The organism is Streptomyces sp. NPDC002446 (genome assembly GCF_053595675.1).
Map to the genome: position 1 here is coordinate 45,383 of NZ_JBSFYC010000048.1, position 12,467 is coordinate 57,849.

12 protein-coding genes and 1 riboswitch are annotated in these 12,467 nt (G+C 71.9%); of the genes, 8 read left to right on the top strand and 4 right to left on the bottom strand.

What is annotated here, in order from left to right; all coding sequences use genetic code 11:
- The first annotated feature begins 2 nt into the window (after positions 1-2).
- Positions 3-170, top strand: a riboswitch (cobalamin riboswitch).
- Between the two features lie 29 nt (positions 171-199).
- The 3 genes from ACWD6P_RS24875 to ACWD6P_RS24885 are packed head-to-tail and all read left to right on the top strand — an operon-like array spanning position 200 to position 3,161.
- Positions 200-1,234 (top strand): ABC transporter substrate-binding protein, encoded by a 1,035-nt coding sequence (locus ACWD6P_RS24875; protein WP_451446369.1) that lies wholly within the window; start codon positions 200-202, stop codon positions 1,232-1,234.
- A complete protein-coding gene (locus ACWD6P_RS24880) occupies positions 1,231-2,346 on the top strand; it encodes a FecCD family ABC transporter permease (RefSeq protein WP_451446370.1) in 1,116 nt (371 codons plus the stop codon). The genes ACWD6P_RS24875 and ACWD6P_RS24880 overlap by 4 nt, the downstream gene beginning before the upstream one ends.
- The gene (locus ACWD6P_RS24885; protein ID WP_451446371.1) at positions 2,343-3,161 is read left to right on the top strand and encodes an ABC transporter ATP-binding protein; all 819 of its coding nucleotides are present in this window, start codon (positions 2,343-2,345) and stop codon (positions 3,159-3,161) included. The genes ACWD6P_RS24880 and ACWD6P_RS24885 overlap by 4 nt, the downstream gene beginning before the upstream one ends.
- Here ACWD6P_RS24885 and ACWD6P_RS24890 read toward each other — a convergent pair.
- The 3 genes from ACWD6P_RS24890 to ACWD6P_RS24900 all read right to left on the bottom strand — a co-directional run bounded on the left by ACWD6P_RS24890 (position 3,146) and on the right by ACWD6P_RS24900 (position 6,009).
- The gene (locus tag ACWD6P_RS24890) at positions 3,146-4,132 is read right to left on the bottom strand and encodes a ferric reductase-like transmembrane domain-containing protein (RefSeq protein WP_451446372.1); all 987 of its coding nucleotides are present in this window, start codon (positions 4,130-4,132) and stop codon (positions 3,146-3,148) included. The two genes, ACWD6P_RS24885 and ACWD6P_RS24890, sit on opposite strands and share 16 nt — an antisense overlap.
- A 190-nt stretch (positions 4,133-4,322) precedes the next feature.
- Positions 4,323-5,060, bottom strand: coding sequence for a helix-turn-helix transcriptional regulator (locus tag ACWD6P_RS24895; protein WP_451446373.1), 738 nt, complete (start codon positions 5,058-5,060; stop codon positions 4,323-4,325).
- 16 nt (positions 5,061-5,076) lie between these two features.
- A complete protein-coding gene (locus ACWD6P_RS24900) occupies positions 5,077-6,009 on the bottom strand; it encodes an alpha/beta hydrolase (protein WP_451446374.1) in 933 nt (310 codons plus the stop codon).
- Positions 6,010-6,158: 149 nt separating this feature from the next.
- On the opposite strand from ACWD6P_RS24900, the gene ACWD6P_RS24905 reads away from it, so the two are divergent.
- From ACWD6P_RS24905 to ACWD6P_RS24925, 5 genes are all read left to right on the top strand, one after another.
- The gene (locus ACWD6P_RS24905; RefSeq protein WP_451446375.1) at positions 6,159-6,785 is read left to right on the top strand and encodes a hypothetical protein; all 627 of its coding nucleotides are present in this window, start codon (positions 6,159-6,161) and stop codon (positions 6,783-6,785) included.
- A gap of 83 nt (positions 6,786-6,868) precedes the next feature.
- Complete coding sequence (locus ACWD6P_RS24910) at positions 6,869-7,486, top strand: TOPRIM nucleotidyl transferase/hydrolase domain-containing protein (protein ID WP_451446376.1); 618 nt, start codon at positions 6,869-6,871, stop codon at positions 7,484-7,486.
- Positions 7,487-7,772: 286 nt separating this feature from the next.
- Positions 7,773-8,471 (top strand): helix-turn-helix transcriptional regulator, encoded by a 699-nt coding sequence (locus ACWD6P_RS24915; RefSeq protein ID WP_451446377.1) that lies wholly within the window; start codon positions 7,773-7,775, stop codon positions 8,469-8,471.
- A 49-nt stretch (positions 8,472-8,520) separates the two neighbouring features.
- Positions 8,521-9,180, top strand: a complete 660-nt coding sequence (locus tag ACWD6P_RS24920) for a DUF4255 domain-containing protein (RefSeq protein WP_451446378.1) — start codon at positions 8,521-8,523, stop codon at positions 9,178-9,180.
- A gap of 11 nt (positions 9,181-9,191) precedes the next feature.
- Positions 9,192-11,282: an ATP-binding protein gene (locus tag ACWD6P_RS24925; protein ID WP_451446379.1), complete on the top strand. Its 2,091-nt coding sequence runs from the start codon at positions 9,192-9,194 to the stop codon at positions 11,280-11,282.
- 66 nt (positions 11,283-11,348) lie between these two features.
- Here the strand turns inward: ACWD6P_RS24925 and ACWD6P_RS24930 are convergent, their stop codons facing one another.
- Complete coding sequence (locus ACWD6P_RS24930) at positions 11,349-12,443, bottom strand: RICIN domain-containing protein (RefSeq protein WP_451446380.1); 1,095 nt, start codon at positions 12,441-12,443, stop codon at positions 11,349-11,351.
- Positions 12,444-12,467 lie beyond the last annotated feature (24 nt).

The following is a 12,467-nucleotide window of genomic DNA, read 5'->3' on the forward strand; positions in this document are numbered from 1 at the left end:
ACCCGGTCATCACCGCGACGGGCGACAGGAAGCCGGTGCGATTCCGGCACGGTCCCGCCACTGTGACCGGGGAGTGGAACCCTTCGAGAAGGCCACTGCGCGCAGCGCGGGAAGGCGAGGGGGAACGTCGATCCGGGAGTCAGGAAACTGGCCTGTCGCGGGCCCGTTCCGAGGAGCGCGGACTCCCCAGGAGGCCTACGTGCACGACGTCATGCCCCGTCCTTCGTTCTCTTCCTCCCCGCCCGCCCTGCGCCGCCGCGCCCTGCGCGCCGCCGCTGCGGCCGTCGCCCTGCTGGCCGGCTGCGGCACGACCGCGGACGCACCCGGCGACGGGAAGCCCGCTGCCTCGTCGGCGAAGGGGTTCCCCGTCACCATCGACAACTGCGGTACCCGCACGACCTACGAGAAGCCGCCCGCACGGGCGATCACCATCCATCAGCACCCCGCCGAGCTGATGCTCTCTCTCGGACTCAAGGACCGGATGGTCGCCACCTCGTTCCCCGACTCGGCCGTCCTGCCCCGGCTCAAGAAGGACTTCGACGCCCTTCCGGAGCTGGCGAAGAAGGAACCGTCGTTCGAGACGGTCCTGGAGAACGAGCCGGACTTCGTCTACGGCGGCTACGGCAGCGCGTTCGCCGAGAACGAGGGCCGCTCCCGCAAGGTGTTCACCGACGCCGGCATCGACACCTACCTCAACCGCGAGTACTGCGGCAAGAAGCAGGTGTCCATGAAGGACGCCTACGACGAGATCCGCACCATCGGCACGATCTTCGGCGTGCCGGAGCGGGCCGACAAGCTGGTCGCCGACCTTCAGGGGCGCATCGCCAAGACGCGGAAGGCGATCAAGGGCGCAGCTGCCGTGCCCGTGTTCGTGTACGACAGCGGTGACAAGGCGGCGTACACCCCCGGCGGCAAGAGCCTCGGAACGGACATCATCAGGCTCGCCGGCGGACGGAACGTCTTCGCCGACCTGAACGACGTCTTCGGTGACGCCTCCTGGGAGCAGGTCGTCGCCCGCAAGCCCGAGGTGATCGCGATCTACGACTACGCGGGAGCCGGAAGTGTCGAGCAGAAGAAGAAGTTCCTGCTCTCCCAGCCCGCCCTCGCCGACGTCCCCGCCGTGAAGAACAAGCGGTTCGTCGTGCTGCCGCTGACCGCCACACTGGTCGGTGTCCGAGCGCCGTACGCGGTCGGGGACCTGGCCCGGGGGCTGCATCCGGAGAGGTTCCGGTGACGGCCCCGGCACAGTCCGCTCCCCCCACCACCCCAGCCATACCCGGCAGTCGGCATCAAGGCCGGCCACGCCGTTGGTCCTTCGCCGTCGCAGTCGGTGCCCTCGGCGTTCTCCTGCTGGTGTCCGTCACGGCGGGGTTGGCCATCGGATCGGTGCAGGTGCCGCCCGGCGAGGTGTGGGCCATCGTGACGCATGCGCTGGGCGCCGACTGGTCGGAGCCGGTCTGGTCGCGCGCACGCGAGACGATCGTGCTGGAGGTACGGGCACCGCGCGTGCTGCTGGGGGCGGTGACGGGTGCGGGCCTCGCCGTGGTGGGTACCGCCATGCAGGCGCTGGTGCGCAACCCGCTGGCGGAGCCGTATCTGCTGGGGGTCTCGTCGGGTGCGTCCCTGGGTGCCGTGACGGTGATCGTGTTCGGGGTGAGCCTGTTCGGGCCGGTGTCGCTGTCGGCCGCCGCGTTCGCCGGGGCTCTGCTGACGCTCTTCCTCGTGTACGCGACCGCCCGCGCGGGCGGGCGGATCACGTCCGTGCGGCTGGTGCTTTCGGGAGTGGCGGTCGCGGCCGTACTCACCGCGGTGATGGACCTGTTGCTGCTGACCGGCGACCGGGGCAACGAGGCGCGAGCGGTCCTCGCCTGGACCCTGGGGGGTCTGGGCGGCGCGCAGTGGGGCACGCTGTGGCTGCCGGGCGCGGCCCTGCTGCTGGGCATCGCCGTCCTGCTCGTCCAGTCCAGGTCGCTGAACCTGCTGCTGGCGGGTGAGGAGGCGGCCACGACGATGGGACTGGACGTGGCCCGGTTCCGGGCCCGGATGTTCGTTCTGCTCTCCCTCGTCACCGGGGTTCTGGTGGCGGCGGCCGGGCCGATCGGCTTCGTCGGGCTGATGCTGCCGCACGTCGTGCGTCTGTGCGTGGGCGGCGACCACCGCCGCGTGCTGCCGACGGCCGCGCTGGCCGGGGCGGCGTTCCTGATCTGGGCCGACGTCGCGGCACGGACGGTCGCCGCGCCGATGGAGATCCCCGTCGGCGTACTGACGGCCCTGTGCGGCGGGCCGTTCTTCCTGTGGCTGATGCGCCGGGACGCCCGGCGGAACACCGACCGAGGAGTGGGATGACCGCGACCGAACTCGCCGTCGAGAGCGTCACGCTCACCGCCGGCGCACGCCACCTGGTGCGGGACGTTTCCCTGACCGCGCGGCCCGGTGAGGTGGTCGGTCTGGTCGGCCCCAACGGCAGCGGCAAGTCCAGTCTCCTGCGCGCCGTCTACCGTGTGCTGCGCCCCGACGCCGGGTGTGTACGCGTGGACGGCGCCGACGCCTGGGAACTTCCGGTGCGACGGCTGGCCCGCACCCTGGCCGCCGTGGTCCAGGAATCGGGTGCGGACTTCGACCTGACCGTGCACGAGGTCGTCGCCATGGGCCGTACCCCGCACAAGCGGCTGCTCGACGGCGACACCGCCGAGGACACCCGGCTCGTCGAATCGGCCCTGGTGTCGGTGGACGCACACGGCCTGGCGGACCGCCCCTTCGACCGCCTCTCCGGAGGCGAACGCCAGCGCGTGCTGATCGCCCGCGCCCTGGCCCAGCAACCGTCCCTGCTCGTACTCGACGAACCGACCAACCACCTGGACATCCGGCACCAGTTGGAAGTGCTCGGCATCCTGCGGGAGTTGCCCGCCACGGTCCTGGTGGCCCTGCACGACCTGAACCTCGCCGCGTACTACTGCGACCGTCTCTACGTCCTGCGCGACGGAGAGGTGACCGCCTCGGGACCGCCCGCCACGGTGCTGACCCCCGAGCTGCTGGCCGAGGTGTACGGCGTGGCAGCCGAGGTCACCGTGCACCCGCGCACGGGAGCTCCGCAGGTGACCTTCCTGCCCGGGGAGCCGGCGCGGCCCGCCATGGCCGGCTCCGATCACTCCGGTTCGTGATCGTGCGGCGCCGTCGGGACCGGCTCGACCGGGCGGGACCGCCCGCCGTCATGGCCGGACACCACCACGGCGACGATCCCCACGACAACGGCACCGGCAGCCACCCTGCCAGCGGCCCGAGCCGTCCAGCCCAGCGAGGAGGTCCCCTCCCGCCGGCCGGGCGCGCCCAACCGCTCGGCCCGCCTGGCAGGCCGGAGAAGTCGCAGCAGGAACAGCACGGCGACCGGCACCTGCAGCAGCCACAGCACGGTGCGCGGCCACTCGTCGTACCAGACGTTGGTGCCGTACAGCAGCGTGTGCCACACACTGAGCACGTACACGACGATGACGAACCGGTGCAGCCGGCGCCAGGTGGCGGGGCTGATGCGGTGCCGGACGTAGAACAGCAGGCCCAGCGGGACGGCGAGATACAGGGCGCCCTGACCGATCGGGATGGCGAGCTTTCCCGTCCCGGAGTCGTACCAGCCGGGGACGAAGGTGTCCGCGAACGCCGCCCACAGCCGCGCCGCCCAGGCCAACCCGGCCTCGTAGCGCACCAATTCAGCCGCGAACATCACCGCGTGCGCGAGCATCAGCGCCATCGTGGTCAGACTCGTGGTGCGGTGCCAGCGCTCCAGCCCGCTTCGGGAGACCGGCAACCGGCCCGGCCGGGGGCCTGACAGCAGCAGCCCGAGCATGACCGTCCCCCACGCCCACAGCAGGCCCGACCAGCCGAACGCCTGACTGAGCAGATACATCCAGTACGTACCGGGATCGTCCATGAAGGGCATGACCGCGACCGTCGCCGACGCACCGGAACGCATCCGTGCGTAGAGGAACACGAACACGGCCACGGTGACGACCACCGCAGCCCCGGCATCAGGAAGCGCAGCCCTCAGATCGGCACGCAGGGGAACGCGGCCGGCGGTCCGCTGATCCCTGGCGGGCGGGGGAACCGTGCCGCCGCGGCTGCCCGTCACTTCCGGCTGCATTCCTGGCCTTTCGGGCAGTGGTCACTACATGTGGAAGCGTGTCGCACCAGCATGGCCGGGCCAAAGAGACTTGCCGAGGGCTGATCCGGCCAGAAGGCCAGAAGGGTCAGCCATGAGGCCGATGGCAGAGCCGATGGCAGAGCAACTGCCCACCCTGTGGTGCCGGAGCGGATCGGCGTGCTGGGAGCGGTCACTCGTCGGGCCCCCTGCGCGGTGAGGAGGTGAGCGGGGCCAGTGCGGTGGGTTGTACCGCGCCGGCGGCGGCCGAGCCGAGGAGGAGTTCGGTCAGGTCATGGGGCTGTGCCTGCTCACCCGTTGGAGCCGCTGCCGCGATCCGGTCCAGCCGGAAGCCCCGGCCGGCGCGGCGCGTACGGCACCAGGCGATGAGGTACCAGCGGCCGTCGGCGGTGAGCAGTCCGGCCGGTTCCACGACGCGGTTGCTCTCGTGTCCTGCCGCGTCGGTGTAGGACAGCCGCAGCACCGTGTTGTGGGCGAGGGCCTGCTCCACCGCGGTGCGGATCGCGGGGTCGCCGTGCGTCGGCAGGGTGACGATCCGTGCGGCGAGTTCCCGGGCCGCCGTCGAGGCGGGGCCGGCCATCGCGGCCACGAGTTTCTGAGCCGCCGTGCGGGCCGCGCCGGCGTAGGGGGTGGCGGCGTCGGCCGCGGCGAGCGCGGCGGTCAGCGCCGAGGCTTCCTCGGCGGTGAGGTGGATCGGGGGCAGGGTCATCTCCGGGTCGATCGACCAGCCGCCGCCTCGCCCGGGCAGGGCACGCACCGGGACACCGCTCTGCATCAGTGTCTGAAGATCGCGCTGTACGGTGCGTGTGCTGACCTCGAAGCGCGTGGCGAGCGCCGCGACCGTCAGCGGCCGCGGCGCCGCCGCGCGCAGCTCTTCCACCAGCGCGTACAGCCGGGCAGTGCGGTTCATGTCGCCGACGCTACCGTCACGCGGAGGCCAGGAAGTCCCGCTCTCGCCGTAGTTCCCGCTCGGTGACGGTCAGGGGGAACAGGGTGAAGCCGTGCATCGCACCGGCGACGACGCCGAGTTGCGCAGGCGCACCGGCCGCCCGCCACCGTGCGGCCAGGAACAGCGAGTCGTCCAGCAGCGGATCCTCGGTGCCCACGACGATCCGGGCGGGCGGCAGCCCGGCCAGGTCCGCGAACAGCGGCGAGACCTCCGGGCCCCGGCGCTGCTCCTCTGACATCCCTGGCGTGAACAGCTCATAGCTGCCCCGCAGCGAGTCGGTGTTGCTCAGCAGCCGCCGGGGGCCGAACCTCCGCTGGCTCGGTGTCATCGACAGGTCGTAGGGGCCGAAGAGCAGGTGGGCGGCCCGGAACGCGCCGGTGATGCCGTGCCGGTCGCGAAGGCGCAGCAGCGTGACGACGCTGAGGTGGGCACCGGCCGATTCACCGCCGATCAGCAGCCGTTCGGTACCGAATTCGGCCGCGGCGTGCTTCACCAGCCATCGGGCGGCCGCTTCGCAGTCGTCGGGCCCGGCGGGGAACGGGTGCTCCGGCGCCAGGCGGTAGTCCACGCTCACCACGGCCAGCCGTGCCTGCTCGGCGAGCCGCCAGAGCCGCTCGTCCTGCCCGTCCGCGGAACCGAACGCCCAGCCGCCTCCGTGGATGTGCAGGTACACGCCGTCGACGTGGTCCGGCACGAAGACCCGTACCTTCACTCCGCCCTCGACGGCGCGGTCTTGGCCGTGCGGCAGTCTCACCGGTGGCGTGTCGCCACCGAGCCGGTTGCGCCGCAGGAGCGCCAGCGTGGCCGCGCTCGGCGCCTGCCCGCGAGCGGGACGGCTCGCGGCGGCAGCCGCAAACTGCTCGTTGAACGCCAGGGTCTCGGGGAGGCAGTCCTCATCTGTGATCGTCATGCCGCCGACGGTCGCAGCTGCCCGCGACAACACCCTGTCACCCTTTCTTTGTGATCTGGGTCATGATCCCCCCATGCCCGCGACCACCAACGATCCGGTCGACGGCGCAGCAGCCCCCGGAGGGCTCCTGTCATGGCAGAGTGATCGACATGACCATCTCCACGCTTCGACGTCGAAGACACCTCGCCGCCGCACTCCTCCTGAGCGCCGCCATACCCCTGACGGCCTGCGGTGAGCAGCGTGTCGCAGCGAGCACACCAGGTGCATCTCCCGGCACCACGCGCAGTTCCGCTCCCAGCACCAGCACCAGCCCCAGCCCTTCCGGACCCGGCGCGTCCCCCTACGTCGAACCCGGGGCCCACGACGGTGCCCCGCACTACAACGAGAACAACGCCGGCCGCCAGCCCCGCGAGATGTCCCCCGCCAGCCAGAAGGACGCCCAGCGGGAAGCCGACCGGATCGAACCGGTACTCAAACGCCTCTGGAAGCAGGGGAAGTGGGACCCGAAGAGCGTCCGCTCCGCGATGGTCGCGCTCGGCTACGAGGAACTGCGGACCGGGCCCAAGGGTGAGCAGCTCGGCGGGAAGCTCGAAGTGCGCGGCATGGACCGCCGCTTCCAAGGCGACCACTACGTCACGCCCGAGGGCGCCCAGATCGGGCTCCATGTGCGCAAGGACGCCTGCGTCACCGCATTCGTGCAGAAGACCAACTACCAAGTCCAGGTCAACGGCCCGTACATGGAAACCGGCTGCTTCGAACCACCCTTCGCCCACTGACGCGACATCGGTCGCGCTCCAGCGGGAGGGCAGCGGGCGGAAATTCCCTACCCTCGTGGCCGGACAGGGCGGAGACTTGTCCCATGGCTGATATGGGGTCGTTCCGGGAGGCGGTCGCCGCGTGGGCGGCCGGTGGTCCAGGCGACCCCGCGCGCGAGCTGGCCGCGCGGCTGCCCGTACGAGCGGTCGTCCTGCTCGAAGGGCGGAGCGACGCCGCAGCGGTCAGCGCGCTGGCCGCGCGTCGCAACCGGGACCTGGAGGCCGAAGGGGTCTGCGTCCTGCCGATGGGCGGCGCGATGAACGTCGGGCGCTTCGCCCGCCTCCTCGGGCCGCCCGGCCTGGGCCTCCGCCTCACGGGACTGTGCGACGAGGCGGAGCGTCCCTACTACGCCCGCGCCTTGGCGGGGGCCGACGCCCCCCAGCAGGGGTTCTTCGTCTGTGCGGCGGATCTGGAAGACGAGCTCATCCGCGCGCTGGGCGTGACACGGGTGGCGGAGCTCGTCCGGGCGGAGGGCGATCTGCGCGCCCTGCAGACCTTTCTGCGGCAGCCCGCGCAGCGGGACCGCACCTCACAGCAGCAGTTGCGACGCTTCCTCGGCACGAAAAAGGGGCGCAAGATCCGCTACGGCCGCGTCCTCGTCGAGGCCCTCGCCCCCGGCCGAGTGCCCGCCCCACTCGACGGTCTGCTCACCAGCCTCTGACGGCTCGGACGCAAGACAGGGCGCGCCCGCGCCACGGGCTACGGGCTACGGGCTACGGGCTACGGGCTACGGGCTACGGGCTACGGGCTACGGGCTACGGGCTACGGGCTACGGGCTACGGGCTACGACGATCAGAAATGGGCGCGGGCGTCCGGGTCCAGGACGGCAACCCGTCCACCCTGATCAACAACGTTCACTTCTGACGTTGATGACCCGGTAAGCGTTTGTTGATTGCCTTCGCGCACTCTGCGGCAGTCGGTAAACGGGGGCGAGACGAGGTAGATAAGTGCTGGATACACGTGTCACGGTGTCGGTGCACGCCTCCGACCCGCTCAGTCGGGCTGGAGTCGTCAGTCACTTACAGCACCAGCCCAGCGTCGAGATCGTCCCGTACCAGGGCGGCACGGCGGCCAGGCGGACGGAGCAGACGGAGCGGGGGAGAGAGAAGCACGGAGGTGGGGAGGCGGTCGGGGCCGTGGCGATCATGCCCATCGACCGGTTCGACGATGTCGCCGCGGCCGCGCTGCGACGGCTCGTACGGGGTGGAGAGCAGCGCGTGGTGCTGATCGCCCGGGATCTGCGCGAGCCGGAGCTGATGACGATCGTGGAGTGCGGCGTACGAGCCATACTCTGGCGCCATGAGGCCACCCCGCAGCGGCTGTTACGGGCGGTGCAGAGCGCGGCGCGCGACGAGGGAGACCTACCGCCGGACCTGATCAGCCGGCTGCTCTCGCAGGTGGGGCGGCTGCGGCGGTCGGTGACGGCCTCCGCGTCCGTGGGGTACGTACCGACGCTCGGTATGGCGCCGCGCGAGGTCGATGTGCTGCGGCTGGTCGCGGAGGGGCTGGACACCCGGCAGATCTCCGAGAAGCTCGCCTACTCCGAACGCACCGTCAAGAACATCCTGCATGCCCTGATGACGCGGCAGCAGTTGCACAACCGCGCGCACGCCGTCGCTTACGCGCTGCGGGAGGGATACATCTGATGGCAGAGGAAGTTCGGGCGCAGGCAGGTCACCGGGCGGGGGAACGGGCGTGATTCACGAAGTCGATGAGGCGATGCGGTTTGTGCTGCGCGGTGGGGTGCTGCCGGACGGCGCCGGGGACGTCGCGTTCGAGGCGCCCACCCGCGACTGGGCGGCGCGGCGCAACGCACCCACGCTCAATGCGTATCTGTACGACATACGCGAGGAGGTCGCCCGCCGCGAGCGCGGGGCGGTCCCGGAGCGGGACGCCGAGGGCGTGGTCGTGCGCAGGCGGCAGCCGCCGCGCTGGTTCCGGCTGTCGTACCTGGTCACGGCGTGGACCACACGGCCCGAGGACGAGCACCGGCTGCTGTCCGCCGCGCTGGGGTGCCTGCTCTCGCACGAGGTCCTGCCGACGGCCGCGTTGCCGAACGCGCTCCGCGCGCTGGAGGTGGGCATCCCGCTCACGGTTGCGGTGCCGCCGCCCGAGTCCCGTTCGATCGCCGACCTCTGGTCCGCGCTCGGCGGCGAACTCAAGCCGTCGCTGGACGTGGTGATCACCGTGCCCTTCCCGGTCTCGCCCTCGTACGAGGTGGCGCCACCGGTCACGGAGGGCGCGGTCACGGTCGTCCGCGGACTCGACGGCGTCCCCGGCGACTCCCGGCCCCGGATGCTCCGGTCCGTTCCGGGTGCCTCGCCGTCCGCAAGGGACAGCGAGGGGGAACAGTGAGTGGCACGGCGGTGAGTGGCACCACCGTGAGCGAGAGCGCCGGCGGAGCGCTGCGGGGCCGGCTGGCGGGGCTGCGCGAGCGGGTGGCCGGGCTGGTCGAGCGGCGCAGCGCCGACGATCCGACGGCTTCGGACCCGTTGCGCGGGCTGTATGTGACCCCGGAGACGGCCAGACGGCTCGCCACGCGGTCGCCTGCGGAGAGCACGGGCGAGGCGTACGCGCACGAAAGGTGTGCGGGTGAGGCGGCGGGCCAGGCGTATGCGGGCGAGGCGTCGGGTCCGTGGGGGTCCTCGGATCGGGTGGTCGTACTCGCCGGGCGGTTCGGGCTGTCGGCGTTGGACATGGACATCCTGCTGGCCGCGCTCGCGCCCGATGTGGACCGGGGCTTCGAGCCGCTGTACGGCTATCTCAACGACGATGTCGGGCGCCGCCGAGCCACGGTCGCGCTGGCGCTGGACCTCGCGGGCACCGGCCCGTACGAGCCGGCGGCCCGTGCCCGCTTCCATCCCGCCGCGCCGCTGCGCTCCGGTGGGCTGCTCGTCATCGAGGACGAGGACCGGCCACTGCCGGGACGCGCGCTGCGGGTGCCGGAACGGGTCGTGGCCCATCTGCTGGGGGACGACGGTCTTGATCCTGAACTCAGCGGCGGTGAGGTGGAGTGGTGCTCGGTGGAGCAGCGCGCCGCCGCCCGTACGGGAGGCGGGGCTCGCGCCGAAGGCGAGGCGTTGGGCGAGCGGCTCGCCGTGCTTGCGGGTGAGCGGCCGCTCGCCGTGCATCTGCGGGAGCGCCGGCCCGGTACCGCCGCCGAACCGGTGACCGACGGACTGCGGCGCGCTGGTCTGCCCGTGCTGCGGTACCGGCCCGATGGTCACCGCGGTGATGGTGCGGGCCTCGCGGGTGCGCTACTGCGGGAGGCCCGGCTGCGGCGGGCCGCGGTCGTCGTGGGGCCGCTGCCGGAGCGGCCCGGCGCCCTGGTCAGGGCGCTGGCGGGCGGGGACGTGCCGGTGGTCTTCTTCGGAAGCGAGCCCTACGACCCGGGCTGGGCCCCGGATTCGGGGCTGTTCGCGCTGGACGCGCCGGACGTCGAGGTGGCGGCGGGTGAGCTCTGGCGCGCCGAACTCGGCTCCGTGGACGGTGGCTTCGACCTCGCCGCGGCCGTTGCGCCGTACCGGCTGGGCGCCGCCCAGATCCGACGGGCGGCCCGCGCGGCCACGACCCTCGCCGCCTTCGACGGGACGCCGGTGACCGCCGTCCACATCCAGCACAGCGCACGGCAGCAGTCCGCACCGCTGCTGGACCGGCACGCCCGGCGCGTACGGCCCGCCGTCGGCTTCGACGGGCTGGTGCTGCCGCCCGAACCGCTGGCTCTGCTGCACGAACTGGTGCAGCGGGCGCGGCATCGGGAGCAGGTGCTGGGCCAGTGGCGGCTGCGCACCGGCGGTGGGCGCGGCAGGGGCGTGGTGGCCCTGTTCGCCGGGGAGTCCGGCACCGGGAAGACGCTCTCCGCCGAGGTCGTGGCCGGCGAACTGGGGCTGGATCTCTATGTGGTGGAGCTGTCGGCGGTGGTGGACAAGTACATCGGGGAGACGGAGAAGAACCTGGAGCGGATCTTCTCCGAGGCCGACCGTACGGATGCCGTGCTGCTCTTCGACGAGGCCGACGCCGTCTTCGGCAGACGCTCGGAGGTCAAGAGCTCGCACGACCGGTACGCGAACCTGGAGAGCGCGTATCTGCTGCAGCGGCTGGAGGCGTTCGACGGGATCGCCGTGCTGACCACCAATCTGCGGGCCAACATCGATGATGCGTTCACCCGGCGGCTGGATCTGGTGGTCGACTTCCCGTTCCCCGACGCCGAGCAGCGGACCGCCTTGTGGCGTTCCTGCCTGGCGGCCACCCCGTGCGCGCAGGACCTCGGACTCGACGTCTGCGCCAAGGAGTTCGAGCTGTCCGGCGGAGCGATCCGGTCGGCCGCGGTGACCGCGGGCTATCTCGCGGCGGCGCGCGGCGGGCCGGTGACGGCGGCGGACGTACGGGCCGGGGCGCGCCGCGAGTACCGCAAGATGGGGCGGCTGGTGCCGGACGCCTCGCCGCTGTGGGACTGAGACTCCGGGGCCGAGCCTACGGATGCGGCCGGGGCCGGGCGAGGTACCGTCCGGCCCCGTGCGGCGTCACGGGCCTTCGGCGATCTTCCAGTCCTGCCGGTCGTCGGGCCCGTCGGTGCACTTCCAGGACAGTGCGCCCTTGTCGTTCTGCAGATCGGTCAGGCATTCGTCGTTGCGCATATTGACGATGCGGGTGCGGCCGTTGCCCGCGTCCTCCAGCCGCCACTTCTGCTGGGGCGGCAGCTTGCCCGACTTCAGTTGTTCCGGGTCGGCCGTCCAGAGCTCGACCTCGTTGGTGTCCGGCTTCAGCTGGGCGACGCTGCCCGGGGCGCTGCCCGGCTCCAGGGCGACCGTGTTGTCCTCGGGGTAGTGGTGGATGGTCCACCACTGGTTGCGGCCGAACTGGTCACCCGTCCACTGGGGGCTCTGGCCGATCTGTGTGCCGTCGACCTGGCTGCCCCGGTTGGTCTGGAGGTACCAGCCGCCGTTGGCGTTGGACCGGATGGTCTGCGCCGGCGGGCCCTTCTCCCCGCCGCCGTCATCGGCGGGCTTGTCCTCGGGCTCCTCCTCGGGCTTCTCCTCGGGCTTCTCCTCGGGCTTCTCCTCCGGTGGTTTGGACGGCGCCGGCGAGGACGGCTTCTCGTCCTTCTCCGGGAGCTTTCGGGACTGGCCGGGCTTCTCCCGCGCGCTCGTGGACACCGTGGGGTCGGCTTGGAACCACAGCGCCACGAAGGCCAGCGCCGCCACCACCAGCAGCGAGCACACCACCATCGCCCAGCGGGGCAGCACGGACGGCTGGAGGTAGGTGCCGCGCAGCTCGGTCGGCTCCGCGGCACCGGCTCGCAGCACCGAGACGGTGAAAGGGTGCTTGTTGGTGCCTCCGACCCAACTCACCGTTCCGGGGCGGACGTTGAGCTGTACGAAGCCGGCGCGGCCGGGCGCGACCTGGACCGATGTCGGCTCGGGCTCGACGCTGAGGGCATCGCCGTTCTCGCGGCCGGAGAGGGAGACCGTCAGCGGCTGGTTGCCGAGGTTGTCGACGGCGACCGCCGCTCTGGCGCGCCATCGGCCGCGCACGGCCAAGGGCACCAGTTCGCAGCGGAGTTCGGCGAACGTCCCCACCGTGACCTTGCTGGAGAGGGTGCTCAGTGGACTTCGCAAGCTCTGACGGCGGCGGGGCGGCCC